The following is a 23,359-nucleotide window of genomic DNA, read 5'->3' on the forward strand; positions in this document are numbered from 1 at the left end:
TAACACCCTATTTATTGTTATAGCGAACGCGATATATCGCATTGGCAAAATCGTCCGACACCAACAAGCTGCCATCTGCAAGCTCGGCAAATGCAACCGGACGACCCAAGGTTTGTTCTTTATCTAAAAAGCCGCTAATAAAGGGCTCATAGGCAGTAATTTCGCCTTCTTTGATGGTGGCCATCATTACTCGATAACCTACTTTTTCACTGCGATTCCAAGAGCCATGCTCTGCAACAAACAGCCTATTATGCATCACCTTTGCAAACTGCTTACCACGGTAAAAGTGAATGCCCAGCGGGGCAACATGAGCTTGCAAAGCAAGTTTAGGCGCTGTGTATTTTTGCATATCAGCTAGCGTTTTGCCTTTGCCAAACTCAGGGTCTAACACACTGCCACCATGGACATATGGAAAACCAAAGTGCTCGCCATCAAAGCTCACACGGTTTATTTCATCGGGCGGAATATCATCCCCCATCATGTCTCGACCATTATCAGAAAACCAAAGCGCACCACTTTGCGGATTGATATCAAACCCAACAGAGTTGCGTACCCCTTGGGCTATGGTGGTGAGTTTTTTACTCTCTAAATTAAGAGAGAAAATACGCCCATATTTTTCGTCTTCGGCGCACACGTTACAAGGCACGCCCACTGGCACTAAAAGCTCGCCATTATCAGCAAAGCGAATAAACTTCCAACCATGGTGACGAGCGGTTGGTAACTTATCAAAAACCACCTCAAAGGTTGGTTTTGTGAGTTGTTTATCAATATTTTTGAAACGTATAATACGATGGACTTCAGCGACATATAAATCGCCCTGATTAAACGCCAAACCAGATGGCATATTAAGCCCTTGAGCCAATACAATCTGGCGATCCGCAACGCCATCCTGATTGTGGTCAATCAGCGCATACACTTTGCCTGCCTTTCGCGAGCCAACATACACCACTCCTGATGATGAAACCGCTAACTGTCTAGCGTTCTCAACATTTTTTGCAAAGTAGTTGAGCTCATAGCCTTTTGGCAAAGTTAATCGGGCTAACAACTCATCATTTGCACTGACAGGGTTAATCAACATAAGTAAACTGGTGACTACTGCTGTTGCTAGTATGCCAAACCGAATCATGATCACACCTCTACCTGTGCTTTATCACCATGATTTTCAAGCCACTCTTTTCTATCACCTGAGCGCTTTTTGGCCAATAACATGTCCATCATTTCCATGGTCTGTTCCTGCTCATCCAGTGTTAACTGCACCAAGCGTCGCGTATTTGGATCCATTGTTGTTTCACGAAGTTGTAAAGGGTTCATCTCACCTAGACCTTTAAAGCGCTGTACGTTTACCTTACCTCGCTTTTTCTCGGCTTCGATGCGGTCCAACACGCCTTTTTTCTCATCTTCATCCAATGCATAATAAACCTCTTTGCCCACATCTATACGAAACAGCGGAGGCATCGCGACATACACATGCCCTTGTTTAACCAAGGTTGGGAAGTGACGCACAAATAGCGCACATAACAGGGTCGCAATGTGCAACCCATCAGAGTCCGCATCGGCAAGGATACAAATTTTGCCATAGCGTAGGCCCGATAAATCCTCAGAGTCAGGGTCAATCCCCAATGCTACTGAAATATCATGGACTTCTTGTGAGGCGAGGATCTGACCCGAATCAACTTCCCAAGTATTTAAGATTTTACCTCTGAGCGGCATAATTGCCTGAAACTCACGGTCTCGCGCTTGTTTTGCAGACCCTCCAGCAGAATCCCCTTCAACCAGAAATAATTCAGAACGCTCTGTTTCACTGCCCGAGCAATCAGTAAGTTTGCCGGGTAATGCAGGGCCTGAAGTGACCTTCTTTCGGACCACTTTTTTCGCCGCTCGCATCCGCTTTTGAGCATTGCTGATACATAATTCAGCAAGCAATTCTGCCGTATCGGTATGCTCGTTCAACCAAAGGCTAAATGCATCTTTGACGATACCTGATACGAATGTGGCACACGAACGCGAAGAAAGTTTTTCTTTGGTTTGCCCCGCAAATTGCGGATCCTGCATTTTTACCGACAATACATAACTACATCGATCCCAAATATCGTCAGGTGTAAGCTTTACGCCACGTGGTAACAGGTTACGAAACTCACAAAACTCTCGCATTGCTTCAAGTAAGCCCTGTCTTAAGCCATTTACATGAGTACCGCCTTGTGCAGTCGGTATGAGGTTCACATAACTTTCGGTGATTGACTCGCCACCTTCAGGCAACCAATGCAGAGCCCAATCAACGCCCTCTGTGGAACCACTAAAACTGCCAGTAAATGGATTTTTTGGTAAGACTTCGTAACCTTGTGAACTGTCTTTTAAATAGTCCTCAAGCCCCGCTTCATAGTGCCATTCCTGAGTTTCTTTTGTTTGTTTATTAACAAAACGAATTCTAAGACCTGGACACAGCACCGCTTTTGCTTTAAGTACATGATTAAGTTTGGCTAAAGAGAAATTTGCAGAGTCAAAATAGCTAGCGTCAGGCCAAAAATGTACCGACGTACCGGTGTTACGCTTGCCCACGGTGCCAGTCACCGTTAAATCTTGTACTTTATCACCATGCTCAAAGGCCATTTCATATACTTGCCCATCACGCTTGACAGTGATCTCAACACGGCTAGACAAGGCGTTTACAACCGAGATCCCTACCCCATGCAAACCACCTGAAAACTGATAGTTCTTATTAGAAAACTTACCACCAGCATGGAGTTTAGTAAGAATAAGCTCTACGCCTGGCAAGCCTTCTTCTGGGTGAATATCCACAGGCATACCACGGCCGTCATCAAGCACTTCGAGCGAGTTATCTTCATGTAAAATAACATCTATTTTAGTAGCATGCCCCGCGAGCGCTTCGTCCACGCTGTTATCGATCACCTCTTGTCCAAGGTGGTTAGGACGTGTGGTATCCGTATACATGCCTGGACGACGTTTTACAGGTTCTAGACCATTTAAAACCTCAATAGCTTCGGCGTTATAATTTTGCTCGCTCATAGGTAAATTCTTTTTATTTAATTCGTTCTGTTTTACGTGATTTTAAGAAAATTGACAACAGTGTCAAAGTAACGTTGAAAGCCCATAAAACTGTGATCACCAGCAAACTCTACTCGTTGCAGGCATGATTTGTAGTATTGCAGCGCATGTTGGTACGGCAGAACTTCATCACCCATTTGCTGCAAAAGCATCAACAATGATGGGGCTGTGAGTCGCTGTAAGTACAATTTCCGCAGAGCATACACATGTTCTTGACCCAGTTGATAATGTATCTGTTGATAGGGATTATACTGTGGGCCCAAATAATCCGCCAATAATTCAAAAGGTCTAACAGCAGGATTAATCACAACCGCTGGAATATTATGCCGCTGCGATAGATATGTGGCATAAAACCCTCCAAGGGAGCTTCCCATCAACACCGTATTACCATCAACTAAAGCTTCAAGCTGGACAATGGCAACACGAGGGTCATAGTGCAAACGCGGTGTAATATAGTGACATTGAAAAGCTTGCTCTTTTAGCCATAAACCAAATTGCTGGGCCTTGGCTGATAGTTCTGAACTGTTAAAACCATGAATGTAAATCACTCGTTTAACCATATAACCTCAGTATAATAGCTCTGTCCATCAATGCTGAGTAATCGCCATGCTGGGCCTGTATCCTGCTGCTGCCAGTCGCTGACATGTTTTGCAAACTGAACGGATGTAGCTGGCGTTGCATATACATCAAGGCCTCTAAAGTGGGCTTGATACTCGTTATGCACATGACCATGAAAAAGCGCTAATACACCAGTGCCATCAACCAGTGTATTAAGTAACTGCGGCCCATTTTCAAGAATGTGCTTATCTAAGTAGCCACTAATGGGTAGCGGATGATGGTGGCAAAAAGCAATCGTTTTTTTGTCTGATCTTTCAAGTACTGCTGTGATCTCTCTAAGATGCTGTGCTGTACACCAGCCAGCTGGCGTATTCCCTTTGGAGTCTAACAGTAAAATATCTAGATTGTTCGTGTACAAATGTTTTGCAGCACTTATCTGGCCCTCACTGATATCCTCAAGCAACTGTATTTCATCATGATTGCCTGGTACCCAAAATACCGGACAAGACAACCCAGAGCGCTTGAGCAGCAAGCTAAATAACTCATATGAGGCGCGACTGTGATCTTGCGTCAGATCACCACCAAATATCACCCCGTCGATATCATACTCTGTAAGTTGCTCAAATACTCGCTGTAAGTATTCTGCGGTATTCACATTAAAATACTGGCCTTGTGGGTCACCAAAAAGATGACTATCTGTAACATGAGCAAGCTTAATTTGCCGCTTTTTAAAATAGTGAGTTTGCTCAAACCAAGCCATTATTTACATCCCAGTTCAGTGGCGTCTTACCACTTTCCAAGCATGCCATTAACCAATCTGCTAAAAAGGCATTAATTTGATATTTTTCATCTTTTTGATGCATGTTTGGGTTAGGGTAACGATATGAAGGTTTAATGCGTTGGTGATAATCATCATGGATCACTTCCGCAACTTTAGCATCGTGATAAAGGCGTACAGACAAATGCAAGTTTGGAAAAAATTCACTACTGACAGAAGTCTGTTTGATAGTGATATCGGTCGTGTATCTAGCGCACCCTTGTACTTCAATGACGTAATGCACATTGGCAAGCTCTATCGCCCTTTGCGCCCCATGTTCTTCTTGAGGTAACACCTTGAGCGCACGCAAATAGTTACGTTCACACAACGTAATGTATTTTGGCAAAGACTGCACATAAGCGCGTTCTACTACTATGTCACTCAACGATATACCCCACTTCTAAATTATGCCCATTGGGCCAACATCCGCTCTTTATTTAACGCTAGCCACTGTAAACTAATCACGGTCGCAGCATTGTCTATCTCGCCACTGTTTAATCGCGCAATAGCATCACTGTATGGTAGCACATGACTCTTGATGTCTTCACCTTCGGTATCAAGACCAAAAATTCCACCCGCGTCTGACAAGTCAGCTTTTGCTAGGTAAAGGTATAAACGTTCTGTCGTACCACCTGGACTTGAGAGGTAAGAGGTCATAAAGTACAGTTCATCAAGCTGTAAACCGGCTTCTTCATGCGCTTCTTTGCGTGCCACTTGTTCAAAATCCTCACTTCCCTCTGCCATACCAGCGATACATTCCAGCAACCAAGGTGAATCTTTGCTCGCCATTGCACCGATCCTGATTTGTTCGATTAAAAGTAGTGAATCTGTAGCGGGGTCATATGGCAATACAGCTACAGCATGCCCACGCTCTAATATTTCTCTGGTAATCGTTTGAGACATTCCCCCTGCGAATAACGCATGGCGAAAGTGATACGTTTGGATCTTAAAAAAACCTCTAAAAACTGTTTGTACATCTTCCAGTAATACATCTTTGTTATCAAAACACGTAATTGTTGACATAAAATAGATCCTAATTTTTGACAGTAGGGGTTTAAATTAAGCGTAATTAGCCCCATGATGTACCTTTATTACCCTTTGTGGGTCTTTTACTTCTAGTAAAAAGAAGTATTATATTCTGTTACATTTGTTGATGCTGTTTTACGTTTTAACTTTTTCGTTCTGAAGAAAAACAAGGTAACATGCATTCAATACAAAAGTTGTCTAAGGACTGAACGAACGATGAAAAAAAGCATTATATCTCTGTTAGTTGGCTTATCCTGCGCGCTAACTTCTAATCTATCGCAAGCCGAAGATTTACTCCAAGTATACGACATAGCAACTGCAAACGATCCAACAGTGCTAAAAGCAAAAGCACAGGCAGATGCACAAAAATTTGCTAAAGACAGAGCTCTAGGTGTATTACTTCCTCAGCTCGGTTTTGAAGCTGGCTATAGCCAGATAGACTCAGATGCATTTCCTGGTAATCAAAGCGACGCGACAGGCTACACCATGAGCAGTGGCTTTCGCGATACGTTTAGCCGTACCTTATCACTGCGCCAAACCATTTTTGACATGTCATCTTGGAAAAATTTAGATATCGCAGAAAAGCAAGCATTACAAACAACGACTCTATATGAGCAGGCGCAACAAGAACTTGTTGTGCGCATCGCTCAGGGCTACTTTGACGTTCTAGGTGCGCTAGATAGCCTTGAATTTGTTCAAGCAGAAAAACGCGCAATTGAACGTCAGCTAGAGCAAACCAAACAACGCTATGAAGTTGGTTTAACAGCAATTACCGATGTTCATGAGGCTCAAGCTCAGTATGACCGCGCAGTGGCCAATGAAATTGGCGCAGAAAATGACGTAGAAACAGCTCGTGAAGCACTTCGTACTATCACTGGCAAGTATCATAGTCAGCTTGACCCGCTAAATACAGAAACCTTCTCAACAGTATCACCTAGCAAACAAGTCAATGACTTCATTGGTGTAGCAAAAGACAAGAATCTATCACTGGCTATCGCTAAAGCGAGTCTAGATATTGCACAGGATCAGATCGAACTTGCGCGAGCTGGTCACTACCCAACGCTGAACTTAAACGCTAGCTATGGCGACTCTCTTACCGACTCTAACGGTATGGTACACAAGCCAAGAGAAGATCAAACAACGGTAGGCGTGACTTTCAACGTTCCAATTTACTCAGGTGGCACTACTCTTGCGGCAACTGAACAAGCACGCGCTCTCTACGTTGGTGCAAGCCAAGATTTAGAAGCGAGCATGAGAGAAGTGACGCGTTCAGTCATCACCTCTTATAATCAAGTGGTTTCGAATGTTGCGACATATCGCGCGTTAGAGCAATCGGTCGTTTCTGCGCAAAGTGCGCTACAAGCAACCGAAGCTGGTTTTGAAGTGGGTACTCGTACGATCGTAGACGTACTAGTTAGCACACAGAGCTTGTACAACGCGAAAAAGAACCTTGCAAACCTTCGTTACCAATATGTGTTGTCTTCGCTGCGTTTAAAGCAAGCTGCGGGCACTCTTTCACGTAGTGATTTAGAAGCTATCAACAAAGGCTTGATCCAAGGCTAAATCCAACGTTCAGTACCTTTAAATATAAAAGCCGACGAAAGTCGGCTTTTGTATTTTAGAACACTTGTCGATAAACTATTGCCATTGTGTAGTAAGAGATAAATTTTGTGGTCACAACCCCTACTTTCAAATGGTCGTTCCTTGCACCTCGTTACTGGTTAACCTGGCTTGGCGTATTGTTTTTATACCTGATATCTTGGCTGCCACAGCGAGTCCAGTTCTTCCTTGGTAAGTTACTTGGCCGCCTTGTACATCGTTTTGTGAAAAAACGTCGCAAAATTGCTGAGGTCAATGTCAAGCTGTGCTTCCCACAGTTAAATGAACAACAACAGCATGAAATGGTGTTAAAAAACATGGAAAATACAGGGATTGCAACATTAGAAACAGGAATGGCATGGTGGTGGCCCCAATGGCGTATCAACCGAGTAATTGGCTCCATTGAAGGTATTGAACACGTTGAGCAAACTCAAAAGCAAGGCAAAGGCGTCTTATTGCTAGTGCCGCATATGCTACACTTAGAAATGCTTGGCCGACTGCTAGGCACTGCGCAGCAAGGTATTGGCTTTTATCGACCACATAACAATCCTCTCATGGAATACTTTATGACCAAAGGTCGACTACGTTCCAATGAAAGCCTCATTACCAAACGAGATGTGAAAGGACTACTGCAAGCATTGAAGGATAAAAAAATGTGTTATTACTTACCCGATCAAGACTATGGCCGAAACCGCTGCGAGTTTACCAATTTTTTTGCAGTCCCTGATGCAGCGACGACAACAGGCACTTTGATATTTTCATCGAGTAAGAATTGTGAAACACTGAGCCTAAGTGGCACAAGAGATGCTAGCGGTAAGTACCACCTTAAGATTTACCCAGCGTTGGCTGATTTTCCAAGTGACGATGCCAAGCAAGATGTGACAAGAGTCAATCAACGAATGGAGGAAGCGATTATGTTGGCCCCTGAACAATATATGTGGTTGCACCGTCGTTTCAAAACAAGGCCCGATGAAAACGCACCATCTTACTACGGTTAACTTTATTTATGGTTATAAGAAAAAGTAAAAAAATACAAAAACCGACACCAAAACCTAAGGTAAACACTGAGCCTCAAGTGAAAAAAAAGAAAAAGGCCAGACCTGTTTCCGCCATGTGGTTTTGGGTTAAGCACTTATCACTTGCCTTCATCTTGGTTTTCGCAGCCTACTACTTTTTATTCGGCGCATTACCAAAAATGAATATGGGTACTAGTTCAAACGTTGCGGCCCGAGGCTTCTCTCAATTTTATGAAAGCTTTCGCAACCGAACTTCAAGTCGCGATACCGAACGTGCAAAATTTGTCATTGAGTTAGGTTCACCAAGCTTTAGACTAGATGAAGCACTGAAGGACCGTGAAAGAGCTGTAAAACCGTCAAGTCAACGTTGGACTGGTGAGTATGAACCTAGGCGCTTCGAATCGGGCGACACGCTACGTGGCGTATTATCTGAGTATGCTCGCAGAGAAGATATAGAGTTATTTTGGTATTTAGATAAAGATTACGTGGTGAAGACAAACTTCCGTGTTGACAGTAACTTTTTGTCCGCTCTGTATCAAGTAGGCAGAGCAATCAACGATGACTTTGAGTATGAGATCTATACGTTCTTCTGTTATCGCCAACGGGCAGCTGTCATTACTGAAAAGCCAACCCGCTTTGTTAGAGATAATTGCCGTAAAATAGCCAATTAGAGCAGACCGTTAGTATTCGCGGTCTGCCGTATTCATGTTATTGTTAATTGACTAAATCACCTAAATGACGTTTGAAAATCGTCACCACCTGCGCTGATAACTGTTCTAACTGTGTGTCCCTGCCCACACATTTACCTTGTCGGTTTAAACTTTGTTTGTGGTATTGCTCTCTAAAGAAACAATATGCCTGCGTTAGCAGCACTTGTTCTTCATCATTGAGTATTGCGAGCTCTTTTGCGTGAGACAAAATACGAACATTGTCAGTGTGCTCAGTCATAAGAGGATGCTCTGCCGCAAAATTTAATACTAGGAATTGTGCTAAAAACTCTATATCCGTCATCCCACCGAGCCCCTGCTTGAGATCGAATGTATCGTCACTGTCTTTGGACAAATGCGTGCGCATTTTCTCTCGCATTGAAACAACATTCTCTGCCAGTTCTTTGCAATCTCGTGATTGTGTCAAAACAGCTGTGCGGATCTGTCCAAAACGTTCATACATCTCCTGCTCTCCAAGCACCATACGAGCACGAACCAAAGCCTGATGCTCCCAGGTCCAAGCTTGCTGGAGCTGATATTGATAAAAGCTCTCTAGATTAATTGCTAATAAGCCAGAGTTCCCCTCAGGGCGCAACCTAGTATCAAGTTCGTATAATATGCCCGATGCCGTTCTGGTATTAAACAAGTGCATGAGTCGCTGTGCCAGTTTTAAATAAAATTGTCTTGCGGGAATAGCCTTTTCTCCTTGCGTATAACTGTCCCCATCACTGTTATGCACAAATACCAAATCTAGATCAGAGTCATATCCCAACTCCCAACCTCCGGCCTTTCCATAAGCAATAACTGCGAACCCTTTTGCCGCGTCATTACAACCTTCTGGTTGTCCATAGCGCTCAATCATTTGTTGCCAAGCTAAGTTAACCGCCTGCTCTACAATGGCTTCAGCCAATGCCGTCAAATGGTCACTCACTTTCATAATACTGAGTACGCCGGTGGCATCTGCCGCTGCAATACGTAATTGATGAGCCTGCTTAAACTGCCGTAAAGCCTCCATTTGTTGCTCAAGATCATGCTGCTCAATGCGTAAAAAATACTGCCGGATTTCGAGCTTGTAGGCATTCAAAGGTAATGGCTTGTATAGCGCGGCCGGGTCTAGCAACTCATCGAGCAGCATTGGGTATTTAGCGATGTGCTCGGCTATCCATAAGCTATGGGAACACAGATACACCAGTTGCTTCAGAGCTCCCTGATTTTCATATAACAACTCTAAGTAAGCTGTTCTTGAAGCTATCATGGCTATAATATTGAGCACACTCGTTAGCTCTTCAGCCACTAGCTGTTGCTCGGCCGCTTGATACAATAAACACGGGATCAGTTTATCGAGAATATCAGCACCCCGGGCACCCATTTGCCGCTTTTTTAACGCCTGTTTGAAGCTTTGTAACGCATTGTGCCATGGTTCAACTTGTTCAGCTTCGAGCTTATCTGCCAATTGCTGTGTATCACCTTCTAGCCATACATAAGTAAAAGCTTCATCAAACTGAGTCTGCTCAAAAGGTTCATCACCGATCACCTGAGTAAATTCATCACGGATCTTCGTCATGATGTCTTGAATACACTCAAGGCAGTGTTGATAATCGGTTTTTTCCATCAGTATACGTAACCGCGACTGACATACTTCGTTTTGTGGCAAGGTCTGCGTTTGTTGATCATCAAAGGCCTGTAAATACTGCTCAATTGTGCGCAAATATAAATAGCTTTCTCTTAATGAACACACCGCATCGTGGGGGATCACTTCAAGTTCATCTAATTGGCTGAGCGCCTCTAGTAAAGATGGAGTTTGTAAACTAGTGTCTCGACCGCCACGGATCATCTGCAAAGCTTGCACAATAAATTCAACTTCACGGATCCCGCCAGCTCCAAGCTTTATATTATTTATCAACCCTTTACGCCGCACTTCTTGGGCTATCATGTGCTTCATTTTTCTAAGCGACTCAATAACCGAGAAGTCGATATAACGGCGATACACAAAAGGGCGCATCATTTGGTAAAATACAGTCCAGTACTTGTTAGCTTCGCCCAACAAACGCGCTTTGAGCATGGCGTAACGCTCCCATTCACGCCCCTGATCCTGATAGTAATCTTCCATCGCCGATAAACTCATGACTAACGGGCCACTGTCACCGAAAGGCCTCAAACGCATATCGACTCGAAAAACCTGACCATCAACAGTAACTTGATTTAAAGCAGCAATGAGCTTTTGCGCTACCTTAGTATAAAAAACCTGCGCTTCGACACTTTTGCGCCCACCTTGAGTATGAACGTTATGGGGGTAACAAAAAATAAGGTCTATGTCCGATGAAAAGTTTAGCTCTCTTCCTCCGAGTTTACCCATCCCCAATACCAACATGGGTAACGCATTACCGACATCATCAAGGGGCGTACCACATTGTTTTACGGTTTGAGCAAAGGCCCATTGGTTAGCCGCATCAATCAACCTCTCTGACAACTTAGACACATAATCAATACTGTCAGCAATCTCATTACCTTTTACTAAATCCAACCACATGACCTTTAGCCAATAGCGTTGGCGGTACTTCCTCAGCAATCTAAAACAGCTTTGTTCATCAAGGGATGATAAATCGTCTGGTAATGGATTTGGCACATCTCGCGCTTGCACTAGCTGTTCATCACGTAACCAATCACCTAACGAAGGGTCTTGCTGCAAAACCTTAAAAGCAAAATCACTCATCGCAAGTAAACGCGCCAACCCAGCATCAACCGGATCCGTATCGTATAGCTGCTGCCAGCGCTGTTGTGCTAATTGAGCCAACGTAGGGGGTAAGGTGACATCATGCATAAAAATCTCCATAGCTATATGGCTCAATGAGTTGGGAGTCGTTATAGTAACAATATCTAAAATTTATCAGTAGAGCGAATATGACTTATTTGTCGTTAGAGAACATCAATTTTTTTGCGATTTTTTCTAGTTTTATCGTTATTTGTCTGGTTGTTATCGTTTTACGTTTGTTGGTGCAGTATCGAGCTAAACAGGAGCTACAAGAGGAGCTGGCCAAACGGGATAATTTTGCCTTGGGTATCAGCTATGCATGCCAAATATCGGTAATAGCCTTTAGTGTGGCGTACTTTTTTGAAGACATAAAGTTTTCCACAGCGCTGCAACAGCCCATTCAATCCTCTGTAATGCTGTTGCTGCTACTTGCATTTGTAGCTTTTGGTCAGTACATACACCGTAAATGGATCTTGTATCAATTTAACGAAGAACAAGCCATTCTCAAACAAAATATATGCGCGGCGCTTGTAGATTCCGGTATGTTGATAGCCAATGGCATTTTGGTGTTGGGTTTATATCATTGGGTTCACCCAAAAGGTATTAGTGACTTATTGGTGGTCAGCCTTAGCTTTTTACTATTGCAAGGTTTGTTTGCTCTGGATAGTAAGCTTCGAGAAAGTCGTTTTGCCAAAGTTAATCAAGGTGCGTCGCTACAGCAAAACTTCAGCCTTGCAAATACCTCTATTGGAATTCGCTATGCGGGTAAAACTATCGGTCTATCTTTGTCTATTTACGCAGGTCTCCACAGCGCCCCCTATCACGGCGCTATGATAGTCGAGAACCTTTTTTCGGTGGTGCTACATTGCGGTCTGATGTGGGCATTGTTGTATTTATGCAGTTATATATTGCTATATGTTTCGTTACCTAAAGTTGACATTGGACTGGAAGTAGACCACCAAGACAACATTGGTATTGCCTGTATCGAATTTGCGGTTTTCGCTTCAATAGGCTATCTACTAATTAGTACTTTTTCCGTGTAGCCGCTGGACATGGCTACACTAGGTGGGGCCATGTCTATCAAACCTGATAATTTTCTGTTAGTTGACAGTAATAGCGAGTTCAGTCGGGGTTATGCTGAATATATACGCAAACATTCACATAACAAAAAAAGTCAATTAATTGCAGCTGGTGATAACACTCGTCATCTTCTTAAGATGATGTTTGATGAGTTAATCAAAGATTACAGCTACTGCGATTTCGCGAACGAAATAAGCGTTTCAGAATTAGCCAGTTATCTCAATGAACATCACAATATTAGCGGAGTACTTATTTCTAGCCTAGATTATCACCTCGCCAACAAAGAACAACAATTCATCTTTAACTCACTGCATCCAGTTCGCTATCTATTGGAACAACAAGAGGATGGCGGCTTTAGCTACCAAAAGCTCACCGACAAGGCAAACATGAACCATTTGTCATGCCACGGCTCAATACCAAATGTGGGTGAAGACATTGAAGTCTCATTGTGCAAATTAGAAACCGACTAGCCCTCTTATAAGCAAGAACAAACCTGAACTGAAACTAGACGCTTAGAGCGCAAAACTTTACTATTACCGCATTGCTATTTTACTTGGGCTCATTATGCGCATCCCCCATATTTATCAACCTTCAGAATTAAAGTTAAACGCACAAATTACACTTGATGACGACGCCGCTGGACACATTTCCCGAGTCCTTCGTATGCAAGCCAATGACAAAGTTTCATTATTCAATGGCCAAGGCGGTGAATACCTATGCGAGTTAGTAGAAGTGGGTAAAAAAGCCGTTACTGCGCACGTTATTGAGTTCAAAGATCATGATTGCGAATCACCGCTGAAAATCCATCTCGGCCAAGGTATTTCCAGAGGCGATAAAATGGACTTCACGATTCAAAAATCTGTGGAGTTAGGAATCTCCGAAATAACACCCTTATTTACCACTCGCTGTGGTGTAAAGCTATCAGGTGATCGCTTAGCTAAAAAACATGCTCAATGGCAGAAAATAGCGATTGCTGCGGCAGAACAATCGGGCCGAAATACAGTGACCGTCATCCATCCTCCGATCGATATCAATACGTGGTTGGCTCAGCAGTCTGAAGAGTTAAAACTCACGCTACACCCAAGAGCGGTACATAGCATCAAAACCCTTCCAACCCCAACTGAGGGCATTCGTTTTATCGTAGGCCCAGAGGGCGGCTTGACCGACGAAGAAATCAAAGCTACCAACAGTCAAGGGTTTATAGATGTTCGCTTAGGTCCACGAGTACTGCGAACAGAGACAGCAGCGTTAACAGTGCTAAGTGCATTGCAATTGCAGTTTGGTGACTTGGCTCTTTAATTTTGATTATTCGGCCCCATAGTAAGGTAAAACAGTATGAAGGTGATACATGGCAATTAAATTAGGAATCATTTCCGATCCAATCAGTGGATTTAACATTAAAAAAGACACCGGCTTTGCCATGATGATGGCGGCACAGGCACGTGGTTATGAGCTTTACTACATGGAGCTGGGTGACCTATTTATGTATCAGGGTCATGCTAAAGCGACGGTAGCCAAAGCGAAAGTATTTGATGATACAGCGCATTGGTACGAGCTAGAAGATAAGCAAACCATTGATCTGGCCGATTTAGACGTCATCCTAATGCGTAAAGACCCACCTTTTGATACTGAATATATATACGCGACCTACATCTTGGAACGTGCGGAGCAAGCTGGTTGTTTAGTTGTGAACAAACCTCAGAGTCTTAGAGATGCCAATGAAAAGTTGTTTACAGCCTGGTTCAGCGAGCATACTCCTGACACTTTGGTTACTCGCTCGCAGGTGCAGATCCGTGAATTTCTGAATAAGCATCAAGATATTATACTCAAACCATTAGATGGTATGGGTGGTGCATCTATCTTTAGGGTAAAGCATGATGACCCAAACATCGGTGTGATCTGCGAAACCCTAACCGAGCACGGCCAACGTTTTGCTATGGCCCAGCAATATATTCCTGAAATCACACAAGGAGATAAACGCGTTTTAGTAGTAGATGGCGAAGTGATCCCTTACTGTCTTGCTCGTATTCCTCAAGGCGGTGAAACACGTGGAAACCTTGCCGCTGGCGGCCGTGGTGAAGCACGCCCAATCAGCGAAGACGATTTGAAAATTGCTCAAGCTGTTGCACCAACCTTAAAAGCCAAAGGGTTACTGTTTGTAGGTCTAGATATTATTGGCAACAAACTGACTGAGATTAACGTCACAGCACCGACGTGCGTTAAAGAAATTGAAGCAGCGTACGATATTTCAATTATGGACAAGTTTTATGATGCGATAGAAGTAAAACTCGCCCATACTAAATAAAAAATCACATAACGGGGCGACACTTATGCAATCATTAGAAAACCATTTTTTAATCGCAATGCCCAGCTTACAGGACCCTTTTTTCAAGCACACGGTAACTTACATCTGTGAGCATAATGAGAATGGGGCTATGGGCTTAGTTGTTAACCACCCTATTGATGTCACTGTTGGCGAGTTACTAGACAAAATAGAAATCGACAACGACAAAACCACTCCAGCTGCGGCACAACATGTCTTTGCTGGCGGCCCTGTTCATACAGATAGAGGCTTTGTTCTACATACCCCGAAATTAGGTTACTCATCAAGCCAAGAGCTTAGTTCCGATATCATGATCACCACATCCAAAGATGTGTTAGCGTCGTTGACTTCAACTAGTTGTCCTGAGGCATTTTTAATCACTTTAGGGTATGCCGGATGGGAACGCGGTCAATTGGAAAAAGAGTTACTTGAAAACTCGTGGCTAGTGATTGAAGCCGATCCCGCTATTATATTCAATACACCTCCAGAACAGCGTTGGGAAAAAGCAGTGCAAATGCTGGGGATTGATGCAGCGCAGCTCAGCTCTCAAGCTGGGCACGCTTAGAAGTAGATATGACAAAAAAAGAAAAAGCTCGCCCAGGCGAGCGCACTATTATGGGGTTTGATTTTGGTACCAAAAGCATTGGTATTGCTGTAGGCCAAGAGATAACCGGCACCGCGACCAGTTTAGGCGCAGTTAAAGCCAGAGACGGCATTCCAAATTGGTCTGAAATAGAAGCTCATGTTCTCCAATGGCAACCCGATTTATTAGTCGTTGGATTACCATTGAATATGGATGGCACCAATCAGCAAGTCACTTTTGCAGCAAAGAAGTTTGCTAATCGGCTACACAATAATTACCGTTTACCCGTAGAAACCCACGATGAACGCCTAACTACCGCTGATGCCAAAGCACGGCTATTTGAACAAGGTGGCTACAGAAACTTGGGCAAAGGAAATGTTGACAGCATGTCGGCGGTCATAATTTTAGAAAGTTATTTTGAAAGCTTGTGGCAATAAGTCCACCTCTTTTTACGGCGCTTTAAGTTCCTTCATTTTTGACCAATCGGGGATAAATCCGGCTTGAGCATAGGCATTTTTCACAACGCCCTGTGCTCTCAACTTTTGCAACCCTTTTTGTAACGCTGCGAAAGCCCGCTCACCGTCGGGATGTAACTTAGATACGACAAAATGACGGCTACCTTCAAGTAATACAACCCATTTGGGGTGCGCCACAAGGTGGATCCCTTCAAGCTTGTACTCATTGTTTTTACTGGGCATAAGTGGCATCAACATAAAATCTACCCACTGCATACTTACCATTCTTGCTTGTGCTACCCACTCATGTTCAATCACATGTTTTTTAAGTGGTAATTGTTGCAAAGTAGTCCAATCGGTACGCCAACGAGGGGTGCTGACCGCAGAAAGCGCTTTTAGGTCATTCCAGTGGCTTATATTTACGACTTGACGATTATCGGGAGCATAGAAAATCCCCGCATAATACTCACCATGACGGATCACCGCTTCACTAATATAAATATGTTGCTGTATATGTTGTGCATCAGCCAACCAGTAACTATCAAAGCTCAGTAACAATTTACCCTGCTCTAATAATTTGGTGTTTCGAAAATTAACATTGCCGGTTTGATAAGTGAATTTTTTATCAAACCCGCCTAACAATAAGGCTTTTTGTATCAAGACCATATCAACGACATCCCGCCGTATATAACCACCACTAAAATCATCAACTTCCAGTGGTGAGCGGCCTTTTAAAAAACGTTGATAGTCAGCAAATACATCATCACGAATGTACATCTGTACACTCTCGTTTTGTGCATAACTGGGTGTTTGCAGCACCCAGAGCAATATGCACAATAAACGCAAGCGCTTAATTTTTATCCAACCCATCTACCGTAACTCCTTGTAAGAAGCCTGCGCCTTGCTGTTCATTATTTTGCAACTTGATCATCAGTCGTAGATCATTCGGTGAATCTGCGTGATGCAATGCATCTGCGTAATTAATACGTTGTTGTTTGTAAAGCTCAAACAAGGCCTGATCAAAGGTCTGCATCCCCATATCTTTGGACTTAGCCATGGCTTCTTTGATAGAGCCTACATCTCCTTTTTTAATTAGTTCGGCAACCAACGGAGTGTTAAGCAAGATTTCAATTGCAGCCACTCGTCCGTCACCTTTTGCTGCCGGCACGAGTTGCTGAGCCACAATCGCGCGCAGGTTAAGTGAGAGATCGTATTTTAATTTGTCATGCTTTTCTTTTGGTACTAGATGCATAATACGGTCAATAGCCTGATTCGCATTATTTGCGTGCAGCGTCGCTACGCATAAGTGCCCCGTTTCTGCAAAGCTCAGCGCATATTCCATGGTTTCCTGTGAGCGTATCTCACCTATTAAAATAACGTCCGGCGCCTGACGAAGAGAGCTTTTCAATGCGGCTTCAAAACTTTCGGTGTCCAACCCTACTTCACGTTGGGTAATAATGCTCTTTTTGTGTTCATGAACAAATTCTATCGGGTCTTCAATTGTTAGAATATGACCTCTTTGATTACGGTTGCGATAACCTAACAAGGCAGCTAATGACGTTGACTTACCTGTGCCTGTACCACCAACAAACAATACCAACCCTCTTTTTGCCATGATCACATCGGTAAGTACCGAGGGTAAACCAAGCTCGGCAACATCTGGGATCTCTGTGATGATCCTGCGTATAACCATGCCAGCACAATCACGCTGCCAAAATGCAGACACCCTAAAGCGCCCAGCATCGGTAACAATTGCAAAATTACATTCTTTATGCTCATGAAATTCCAGCTTTTGCTTGTCATTCATGATCGACTCCACCAGCTTTAAAGAGTCTTTTGCATCTAGACTTTCATCACCCAGAGGTCTTAATTCGCCATCTACTTTTGCACTGATCACCAACCCGGCTGACACAAATAAATCCGATGCTTGCTTATCCACCATCATCTGTAAATAGTTATTTAACGTCATCTACCTACTCCTCAATAACTACTGCTGCCAGGCTTTTCTTGCGTTCTACCGTGTAAATCTTGCTGAGAAATTAAACCACGATTCACCAAATTACTTAGACACTGCTCCATTGTCTGCATTCCATGAATTGCACCTGTTTGAATAGTAGAATACATCTGTGGAATTTTATCTTCTCGGATCAAGTTACGAATAGCCGGTACTCCCAGCATTATTTCATGCGCGGCGATTCGACCACCACCAACTTTCCTGACCAGTGTTTGTGAGATCACAGCCTGTAATGACTCTGAGAGCATGGAACGGATCATGTCTTTCTCTTCCCCTGGAAAAACATCAATAATTCGATCTATGGTTTTTGGTGCTGAAGTAGTATGCAAAGTACCAAATACTAGATGTCCAGTTTCGGCAGCCGTCATGGCCAAGCGAATGGTTTCTAAGTCCCGTAATTCCCCAACCAAAATAACATCAGGATCTTCACGCAAGGCGCTGCGTAATGCTGCATTAAAGCTATGAGTGTCACGGTGAACCTCACGTTGGTTTATTAAACACTTTTGATTTTTGTGAACAAACTCAATGGGGTCTTCGATTGTTAGCACATGGTAATGTTGCGTGGCATTGATATGATCGACCAAAGCGGCAAGGGTTGTTGATTTACCCGAGCCGGTTGGGCCAGTTACAAGTACCAAACCTTTACGGTACTCCGCTATTTTACGAAAAATATCTGGCGCGCCCAGATCATCCAAACTTAAAACCTGAGAAGGGATTGTACGAAATACAGCTGCGGGACCACGGTTGGTATTGAATGCATTGACACGAAAGCGGGCTAAATTAGGGACTTCAAAAGAGAAATCTACCTCAAGATTTTGCTCATAGTCTCTGCGCTGGTTATCATTCATAATATCGTACACTAGATTGTTTACATCTTTTGCTTCGAGCGCGGGAATATTAACGCGGCGCACGTCGCCATCAACGCGTATCATTGGCGATACGCCCGATGATAAATGTAAATCCGAGGCTTTGTGTTGCACACTAAAAGCCAATAACTCAGTAATATCCATGTATGACTCCACTACGAGCTGAAAAATAATATGGTTACAATAGCAGAACGCCTTAAATCCGCCTACGCTCGCGTAGAAAAAGCCGCCCAACAACGTCAATCTGATCACTTTAATGATCAGCCTGTTACTATTTTAGCAGTTTCTAAGACCAAGCCAGTTGAACTTATTGAACAAGCTTATATACACGGACACCGTCAATTTGGCGAGTCCTATGTGCAAGAAGCTGTTGATAAGGTTATTCATTTAAAAGAAAAAAGAGACATTGAGTGGCACTTTATTGGCCCTATTCAATCAAATAAATCTCGTTTAATCGCCGAACATTTTAGCTGGGTACAAAGTGTAGACCGTGAAAAAATAGCTAGACGTCTTAACGAGCAACGCCCCAATAACCTTTTGCCATTGAATGTGCTTATACAAGTGAATATCAGTGCAGATGAGAACAAATCAGGTTGTCGCTTAGAAGAAATAGATCAACTAGCTGAGTTTATCCATAACTGCCGCCAGCTTACCCTTAGAGGGTTGATGACCATCACTGAGCAAACCGATGATAAAAATAAACAATTACAATATTTCCAGCAAATGAAAGCTTGCTTTGATAGACTAAAGGACCAATATCCTCAGCTAGATACTTTGTCGATGGGTATGAGTGGTGATTTAGAACCAGCAATTGCAGCTGGCGCTACCATGGTACGCATTGGCACTGATATTTTTGGCTCAAGAAAATAAGGTAAGTACTCGCTATGTCTAATAAAACAATTGCATTCATCGGCACCGGTAATATGAGCTATGCAATCATCGGCGGCATGATTAAAAATGGCTTTGCACCGCAAAGCATTATTGCCACCAACCGCAATCAAGACAAACTTGCAAAAGTGGCTGCCGACTTCCAAGTACAAACCACCTCAGATAATAACCAAGCTTTACGTGATGCAGACGTCATCGTGCTCTCTGTAAAACCACAAATGATGGCCGAGCTATGTCAAAGCTTTATAGACTCAGGTGTAGATTTCAGCGATAAGCTATTTATTTCTGTTGCAGCTGGCATTACCGTTGCACGACTCAGAGCAATGCTAGCTCAAAAAGTAAAAATGGTACGCTGCATGCCAAATACACCTTGCCTATTAGGCCGAGGCGTGTGTGGCTTATATGGTGAAGATATCAGCTGCGAAGAACGTGAATACGTCACAAAGGTATTCTCAGCCACAGGTATCGCTACATGGGTTGAGCAAGAGTCACAAATTAATGATGTGATTGCAGTTACAGGCTCTTCTCCGGCTTATTTCTTTTTGTTTATGGAAGCAATCGAGGAAAAAGCCAAAGCGCTTGGCTTTAGTGATGAGCAAGCTCGCCAGTTAGTGCAACAAACAGCGTTAGGTGCTGCAGAAATGGCGGTATCGCAACCTGATATCAGCATTGCTCAGCTAAGAGCTAACGTAACCTCTAAAGGTGGCACCACTCATGCCGCGGTAGAGCATTTAAAATCTCAACATTTACACTCAACGGTAGCCGGCGCAATGGATGCTTGTATTGCCCGCGCTGAAGAAATGGAACAGGAAATATAAGGTTAATCTATGAACGCCATGCAATTTTTAATTGGGATCGTGTTTGATCTATTTTTAATGGTCGTATTATTGCGATTCTGGCTACAGTTAGTGCGCGCGGATTTTTATAACCCGCTGAGCCAAACAGTAGTGAAGGTGACTTCTTTTGCGGTCAACCCGCTTCGTAAAATCATTCCCGGCGTTGGCGGATTAGACTTAGCCTCCTTATTGCTGGCGTTCATTGTAGGCTTTGCTAAAGTTTCTTTATTGATGGTGCTTTTTTATGGCGGCTGGAACCCTCTTGGAGCGCTGATCAATGGTGTCATCACAGTACTGAAAGAAGCATTTTCTTTGGTATTTTGGATCTTAATTATTAGAGCCATTATGAGTTGGGTCGTGCAGGGCTATAACCCAATCGCTGCTGTTTTCGATCAGTTAACTGAGCCTATGCTGCGACCTATTCGCAAAGTCATTCCTCCGCTAGGTGGTTTAGACTTATCGATTTTGGTGTTGCTCATCGGCATGCAGTTTTTACAATTGCTGGTGATGGACTTACTCACTTAGGAGCAATACATCATGAAAAAATATTTATCACTCGCCTTATTGTTGTTTGTATGTGCCTTTGCAAATGCAAGCTCTGAGCAAGGTGGTCAATTTAAAAATTTAGGTCCATGGCAAGTGCATTATATTGCTTTTCCATCAACCTTTATTCAACCAACCATCGCAAAAGCGTACGACATAGATCGCAGCAACTACAAAGCTGTTGTGAATATTTCAGTATTAAAGAACAATGCTGAAAAAACCGCTCAAAAAGCGACCTTAACCGGTGAAGCTCGTAACTTAATTGGGACCAAGCAAGATCTAGAGTTCAAAGAAGTGATAGATGGCGATGCCATTTATTACCTAGCACAAATTGCTTTTAACAACGAAGAAACTTACCGTTTTACCATCAATATTGCTCAAGGCAATAATCGGCAGGTATTAAAGTTTCAACAAAAATTTTATGTGGATTAACGCAGTATGACCCAACAAATTGTCTTGGCAACAGGTAACCAAGGTAAAGTAAAAGAGCTCGCTAGTATGTTAAGCGAGCTCAAAATTGAAGTATTACCACAAAGTCAGTTCAACGTACCTGACGTGGCAGAAACCGGCACTACTTTTGTAGAGAACGCCATTATCAAAGCTCGACATGCAGCTAAAATTACAGGCCTCCCTGCGATTGCTGATGATTCAGGTTTAGAAGTTGATGCCCTAGATGGTGCACCTGGTGTTTACTCAGCTCGGTACGCCGGTATTGATGCCAATGACCAAGACAATATCGACAAGTTGCTTAAAGCCCTTGAAGGTCAACCCAAACGAACCGCGCGCTTTTGGTGTGTACTTGTTTATATGCGCCATGCCGACGATCCTACTCCATTAATTTGCCAAGCAAGCTGGGATGGTGAAATCACGACTCAACAACAAGGCCGAGAAGGGTTTGGCTATGATCCAGTATTTTTCGTGCCAGAACAGAACTGCACCAGCGCTGAGCTCAGCAAAGAGCAAAAAAATGCACTAAGCCACCGTGGTCAGGCACTTACTATGCTGTTGCGTCAATTACAGGACAATCTGTGAAGTTACCTCCTCTTAGTTTATACATTCACGTCCCTTGGTGTGTACAAAAATGTCCTTACTGTGACTTCAATAGTCACAGCTTAAAAGGAAAAATTCCAGAGCAAGAATATGTACAGCATTTGTTAGACGATCTGAAGGCCGACTTACACCTTGTACAAGACAGAAAGCTACACAGTATTTTCATTGGCGGAGGCACACCGAGCTTATTATCTGCAAACGCCTATAGTCATTTGTTAACACAGATACAAGCACTCATACCTTTTGAAGATGATATAGAAATCACGCTAGAGGCCAATCCAGGGACTGTTGAAACAGACCGTTTTGCGCACTATGTTCAAGCTGGCATTAATCGTATTTCAATTGGTGTACAAAGCTTGCAAGCAGATAAATTGAACGCTTTGGGCCGCATCCACGGTGAGCAAGAGGCAATTAACGCGGCACATGAAGCCCGAAAAGCAGGGTTAAGGTCATTCAATATGGACTTAATGCATGGCTTACCAAACCAGACCTTAGCTGATGCATTAAGTGATCTACAACGAGTGATAGAGCTGGAACCACCACATATCTCTTGGTATCAACTGACCATTGAACCTAACACCCAGTTTGCTTCCAAACCTCCGACATTACCGCAAGATGAGACCCTTTGGGATATTCAAGAACAGGGTCAAGCGCTATTAGCTGAGGCTGGATATCAGCAGTATGAGATCTCAGGGTATGCTAAATCTGGCTATCAATGTAAACACAACCTCAATTATTGGCAGTTTGGCGATTATCTCGGGATCGGGTGTGGTGCCCATGGCAAAATTACCCTACCACATAACCGGGAGATATTACGTACTGTCAAAGTAAAACATCCTCGTGGTTACATGGATTTGAGCAAGCCCTACCTTTATCAGAGCTGGCAAGTCGAAGAACAGGATAGACCCTTTGAGTTCTTTATGAATTGTTTTCGCTTGCAACAACCATGCTCTAAGCAGGACTTTATTGATTTTACTGGGCTATCATTAGAGAGCGTTGAAGACAATATTGCCTATGCCGAATCCAATGGCTTGTTGCTAAATAAGGCTCATTCATGGTTAGTTACAAATAAGGGCCACAGGTACTTAAACGACCTGCTACAATCATTTGTTTAGATAAGAGACAATGCTCTTTTCTGGAGTTAGAAATTTAAGACTGAGCAGATGTGCTCATGAATAACAAA

Annotated in this window: 25 protein-coding genes; 15 read left to right on the forward strand and 10 right to left on the reverse strand. The window is 43.3% G+C overall.

Going from position 1 to position 23,359, the window contains the following annotated elements; translation table 11 throughout:
- Window positions 1-7 precede the first annotated feature (7 nt).
- The 6 genes from BIW53_RS10905 to BIW53_RS10930 are packed head-to-tail and all read right to left on the reverse strand — an operon-like array spanning window position 8 to window position 5,461.
- Window positions 8-1,126, reverse strand: coding sequence for a PQQ-dependent sugar dehydrogenase (locus tag BIW53_RS10905; RefSeq protein ID WP_070991908.1), 1,119 nt, complete (start codon window positions 1,124-1,126; stop codon window positions 8-10).
- Window positions 1,127-1,128: 2 nt separating this feature from the next.
- The gene (gene parE, locus BIW53_RS10910) at window positions 1,129-3,024 is read right to left on the reverse strand and encodes a DNA topoisomerase IV subunit B (protein WP_070991909.1); all 1,896 of its coding nucleotides are present in this window, start codon (window positions 3,022-3,024) and stop codon (window positions 1,129-1,131) included.
- Window positions 3,025-3,056: 32 nt separating this feature from the next.
- A complete protein-coding gene (locus BIW53_RS10915; RefSeq protein WP_070991910.1) occupies window positions 3,057-3,623 on the reverse strand; it encodes a YqiA/YcfP family alpha/beta fold hydrolase in 567 nt (188 codons plus the stop codon).
- The gene (locus BIW53_RS10920; protein WP_070991911.1) at window positions 3,608-4,381 is read right to left on the reverse strand and encodes a metallophosphoesterase; all 774 of its coding nucleotides are present in this window, start codon (window positions 4,379-4,381) and stop codon (window positions 3,608-3,610) included. Before BIW53_RS10920 ends, BIW53_RS10915 begins: the two co-directional genes overlap by 16 nt.
- Window positions 4,368-4,823 (reverse strand): DUF1249 domain-containing protein, encoded by a 456-nt coding sequence (locus BIW53_RS10925; protein WP_070991912.1) that lies wholly within the window; start codon window positions 4,821-4,823, stop codon window positions 4,368-4,370. The genes BIW53_RS10920 and BIW53_RS10925 overlap by 14 nt, the downstream gene beginning before the upstream one ends.
- Before the next feature lie 20 nt (window positions 4,824-4,843).
- Window positions 4,844-5,461: an NUDIX domain-containing protein gene (locus BIW53_RS10930; protein ID WP_070991913.1), complete on the reverse strand. Its 618-nt coding sequence runs from the start codon at window positions 5,459-5,461 to the stop codon at window positions 4,844-4,846.
- Between the two features lie 219 nt (window positions 5,462-5,680).
- Between BIW53_RS10930 and tolC the strand changes: the two genes are divergently transcribed.
- The 3 genes from tolC to BIW53_RS10945 all read left to right on the forward strand — a co-directional run bounded on the left by tolC (window position 5,681) and on the right by BIW53_RS10945 (window position 8,750).
- Window positions 5,681-7,027: an outer membrane channel protein TolC gene (tolC, locus tag BIW53_RS10935; RefSeq protein ID WP_070991914.1), complete on the forward strand. Its 1,347-nt coding sequence runs from the start codon at window positions 5,681-5,683 to the stop codon at window positions 7,025-7,027.
- Between the two features lie 107 nt (window positions 7,028-7,134).
- Window positions 7,135-8,061 (forward strand): LpxL/LpxP family Kdo(2)-lipid IV(A) lauroyl/palmitoleoyl acyltransferase, encoded by a 927-nt coding sequence (lpxL, locus tag BIW53_RS10940; RefSeq protein WP_070991915.1) that lies wholly within the window; start codon window positions 7,135-7,137, stop codon window positions 8,059-8,061.
- Between the two features lie 113 nt (window positions 8,062-8,174).
- Window positions 8,175-8,750: a TcpQ domain-containing protein gene (locus tag BIW53_RS10945; RefSeq protein ID WP_070992255.1), complete on the forward strand. Its 576-nt coding sequence runs from the start codon at window positions 8,175-8,177 to the stop codon at window positions 8,748-8,750.
- A gap of 43 nt (window positions 8,751-8,793) precedes the next feature.
- Here the strand turns inward: BIW53_RS10945 and glnE are convergent, their stop codons facing one another.
- Window positions 8,794-11,607, reverse strand: a complete 2,814-nt coding sequence (gene glnE, locus BIW53_RS10950; RefSeq protein WP_070991916.1) for a bifunctional [glutamate--ammonia ligase]-adenylyl-L-tyrosine phosphorylase/[glutamate--ammonia-ligase] adenylyltransferase — start codon at window positions 11,605-11,607, stop codon at window positions 8,794-8,796.
- Between the two features lie 80 nt (window positions 11,608-11,687).
- On the opposite strand from glnE, the gene BIW53_RS10955 reads away from it, so the two are divergent.
- The 6 genes from BIW53_RS10955 to ruvX all read left to right on the forward strand — a co-directional run bounded on the left by BIW53_RS10955 (window position 11,688) and on the right by ruvX (window position 15,961).
- The gene (locus tag BIW53_RS10955; RefSeq protein ID WP_070991917.1) at window positions 11,688-12,581 is read left to right on the forward strand and encodes a DUF350 domain-containing protein; all 894 of its coding nucleotides are present in this window, start codon (window positions 11,688-11,690) and stop codon (window positions 12,579-12,581) included.
- Between the two features lie 30 nt (window positions 12,582-12,611).
- Window positions 12,612-13,088: a hypothetical protein gene (locus BIW53_RS10960; protein WP_070991918.1), complete on the forward strand. Its 477-nt coding sequence runs from the start codon at window positions 12,612-12,614 to the stop codon at window positions 13,086-13,088.
- A 94-nt stretch (window positions 13,089-13,182) separates the two neighbouring features.
- A complete protein-coding gene (rsmE, locus tag BIW53_RS10965) occupies window positions 13,183-13,917 on the forward strand; it encodes a 16S rRNA (uracil(1498)-N(3))-methyltransferase (protein WP_070991919.1) in 735 nt (244 codons plus the stop codon).
- 49 nt (window positions 13,918-13,966) lie between these two features.
- The gene (gene gshB / locus BIW53_RS10970; protein ID WP_070991920.1) at window positions 13,967-14,923 is read left to right on the forward strand and encodes a glutathione synthase; all 957 of its coding nucleotides are present in this window, start codon (window positions 13,967-13,969) and stop codon (window positions 14,921-14,923) included.
- Window positions 14,924-14,948: 25 nt separating this feature from the next.
- Entirely contained in the window at window positions 14,949-15,506 is a 558-nt protein-coding gene (locus BIW53_RS10975; protein WP_070991921.1) for a YqgE/AlgH family protein, read from the forward strand.
- Between the two features lie 8 nt (window positions 15,507-15,514).
- Window positions 15,515-15,961 (forward strand): Holliday junction resolvase RuvX, encoded by a 447-nt coding sequence (ruvX, locus tag BIW53_RS10980; protein ID WP_070991922.1) that lies wholly within the window; start codon window positions 15,515-15,517, stop codon window positions 15,959-15,961.
- A 12-nt stretch (window positions 15,962-15,973) separates the two neighbouring features.
- Here ruvX and BIW53_RS10985 read toward each other — a convergent pair whose 3' ends face one another.
- From BIW53_RS10985 to BIW53_RS10995, 3 genes are read right to left on the reverse strand one after another with little or no spacing between them, the layout of a single operon-like run.
- Window positions 15,974-16,849: a hypothetical protein gene (locus BIW53_RS10985; protein ID WP_070991923.1), complete on the reverse strand. Its 876-nt coding sequence runs from the start codon at window positions 16,847-16,849 to the stop codon at window positions 15,974-15,976.
- Window positions 16,830-17,948: a PilT/PilU family type 4a pilus ATPase gene (locus tag BIW53_RS10990; RefSeq protein ID WP_070991924.1), complete on the reverse strand. Its 1,119-nt coding sequence runs from the start codon at window positions 17,946-17,948 to the stop codon at window positions 16,830-16,832. The genes BIW53_RS10985 and BIW53_RS10990 overlap by 20 nt, the downstream gene beginning before the upstream one ends.
- An 11-nt stretch (window positions 17,949-17,959) precedes the next feature.
- Entirely contained in the window at window positions 17,960-19,003 is a 1,044-nt protein-coding gene (locus tag BIW53_RS10995) for a type IV pilus twitching motility protein PilT (protein WP_070991925.1), read from the reverse strand.
- Window positions 19,004-19,033: 30 nt separating this feature from the next.
- On the opposite strand from BIW53_RS10995, the gene BIW53_RS11000 reads away from it, so the two are divergent.
- The 6 genes from BIW53_RS11000 to hemW are packed head-to-tail and all read left to right on the forward strand — an operon-like array spanning window position 19,034 to window position 23,291.
- Window positions 19,034-19,729 carry a YggS family pyridoxal phosphate-dependent enzyme gene (locus BIW53_RS11000; RefSeq protein ID WP_070991926.1) on the forward strand — a complete coding sequence of 232 codons (696 nt, stop codon included), beginning with the start codon at window positions 19,034-19,036 and terminating at the stop codon, window positions 19,727-19,729.
- 14 nt (window positions 19,730-19,743) lie between these two features.
- Window positions 19,744-20,565 (forward strand): pyrroline-5-carboxylate reductase, encoded by an 822-nt coding sequence (gene proC, locus BIW53_RS11005; RefSeq protein ID WP_070991927.1) that lies wholly within the window; start codon window positions 19,744-19,746, stop codon window positions 20,563-20,565.
- 9 nt (window positions 20,566-20,574) lie between these two features.
- Window positions 20,575-21,108, forward strand: coding sequence for a YggT family protein (locus tag BIW53_RS11010; protein ID WP_070991928.1), 534 nt, complete (start codon window positions 20,575-20,577; stop codon window positions 21,106-21,108).
- A gap of 12 nt (window positions 21,109-21,120) precedes the next feature.
- A complete protein-coding gene (locus BIW53_RS11015) occupies window positions 21,121-21,558 on the forward strand; it encodes a DUF4426 domain-containing protein (protein ID WP_070991929.1) in 438 nt (145 codons plus the stop codon).
- Window positions 21,559-21,564: 6 nt separating this feature from the next.
- The gene (locus BIW53_RS11020) at window positions 21,565-22,158 is read left to right on the forward strand and encodes an XTP/dITP diphosphatase (RefSeq protein ID WP_070991930.1); all 594 of its coding nucleotides are present in this window, start codon (window positions 21,565-21,567) and stop codon (window positions 22,156-22,158) included.
- On the forward strand, window positions 22,155-23,291 hold the full coding sequence (gene hemW / locus BIW53_RS11025) for a radical SAM family heme chaperone HemW (RefSeq protein ID WP_070991931.1): 1,137 nt from the start codon (window positions 22,155-22,157) through the stop codon (window positions 23,289-23,291). Before BIW53_RS11020 ends, hemW begins: the two co-directional genes overlap by 4 nt.
- The last annotated feature ends 68 nt before the right edge of the window (window positions 23,292-23,359 follow it).

Source organism: Pseudoalteromonas byunsanensis (assembly GCF_001854475.1).
GTDB lineage: Bacteria > Pseudomonadota > Gammaproteobacteria > Enterobacterales > Alteromonadaceae > Pseudoalteromonas > Pseudoalteromonas byunsanensis.

Coding starts and splice junctions, on each gene's coding strand:
- BIW53_RS10905 (WP_070991908.1), bottom strand. CDS start 1,126: ATGATTCGGTTTGGCATACTAGCAACAGCAGTAGTCACCAGTTTACTT.
- parE (WP_070991909.1), bottom strand. CDS start 3,024: ATGAGCGAGCAAAATTATAACGCCGAAGCTATTGAGGTTTTAAATGGT.
- BIW53_RS10915 (WP_070991910.1), bottom strand. CDS start 3,623: ATGGTTAAACGAGTGATTTACATTCATGGTTTTAACAGTTCAGAACTA.
- BIW53_RS10920 (WP_070991911.1), bottom strand. CDS start 4,381: ATGGCTTGGTTTGAGCAAACTCACTATTTTAAAAAGCGGCAAATTAAG.
- BIW53_RS10930 (WP_070991913.1), bottom strand. CDS start 5,461: ATGTCAACAATTACGTGTTTTGATAACAAAGATGTATTACTGGAAGAT.
- tolC (WP_070991914.1), top strand. CDS start 5,681: ATGAAAAAAAGCATTATATCTCTGTTAGTTGGCTTATCCTGCGCGCTA.
- BIW53_RS10945 (WP_070992255.1), top strand. CDS start 8,175: ATGTGGTTTTGGGTTAAGCACTTATCACTTGCCTTCATCTTGGTTTTC.
- glnE (WP_070991916.1), bottom strand. CDS start 11,607: ATGCATGATGTCACCTTACCCCCTACGTTGGCTCAATTAGCACAACAG.
- BIW53_RS10955 (WP_070991917.1), top strand. CDS start 11,688: ATGACTTATTTGTCGTTAGAGAACATCAATTTTTTTGCGATTTTTTCT.
- BIW53_RS10960 (WP_070991918.1), top strand. CDS start 12,612: ATGTCTATCAAACCTGATAATTTTCTGTTAGTTGACAGTAATAGCGAG.
- rsmE (WP_070991919.1), top strand. CDS start 13,183: ATGCGCATCCCCCATATTTATCAACCTTCAGAATTAAAGTTAAACGCA.
- gshB (WP_070991920.1), top strand. CDS start 13,967: ATGGCAATTAAATTAGGAATCATTTCCGATCCAATCAGTGGATTTAAC.
- BIW53_RS10975 (WP_070991921.1), top strand. CDS start 14,949: ATGCAATCATTAGAAAACCATTTTTTAATCGCAATGCCCAGCTTACAG.
- ruvX (WP_070991922.1), top strand. CDS start 15,515: ATGACAAAAAAAGAAAAAGCTCGCCCAGGCGAGCGCACTATTATGGGG.
- BIW53_RS10985 (WP_070991923.1), bottom strand. CDS start 16,849: ATGGGTTGGATAAAAATTAAGCGCTTGCGTTTATTGTGCATATTGCTC.
- BIW53_RS10990 (WP_070991924.1), bottom strand. CDS start 17,948: ATGACGTTAAATAACTATTTACAGATGATGGTGGATAAGCAAGCATCG.
- BIW53_RS10995 (WP_070991925.1), bottom strand. CDS start 19,003: ATGGATATTACTGAGTTATTGGCTTTTAGTGTGCAACACAAAGCCTCG.
- BIW53_RS11000 (WP_070991926.1), top strand. CDS start 19,034: ATGGTTACAATAGCAGAACGCCTTAAATCCGCCTACGCTCGCGTAGAA.
- proC (WP_070991927.1), top strand. CDS start 19,744: ATGTCTAATAAAACAATTGCATTCATCGGCACCGGTAATATGAGCTAT.
- BIW53_RS11010 (WP_070991928.1), top strand. CDS start 20,575: ATGAACGCCATGCAATTTTTAATTGGGATCGTGTTTGATCTATTTTTA.
- BIW53_RS11015 (WP_070991929.1), top strand. CDS start 21,121: ATGAAAAAATATTTATCACTCGCCTTATTGTTGTTTGTATGTGCCTTT.
- BIW53_RS11020 (WP_070991930.1), top strand. CDS start 21,565: ATGACCCAACAAATTGTCTTGGCAACAGGTAACCAAGGTAAAGTAAAA.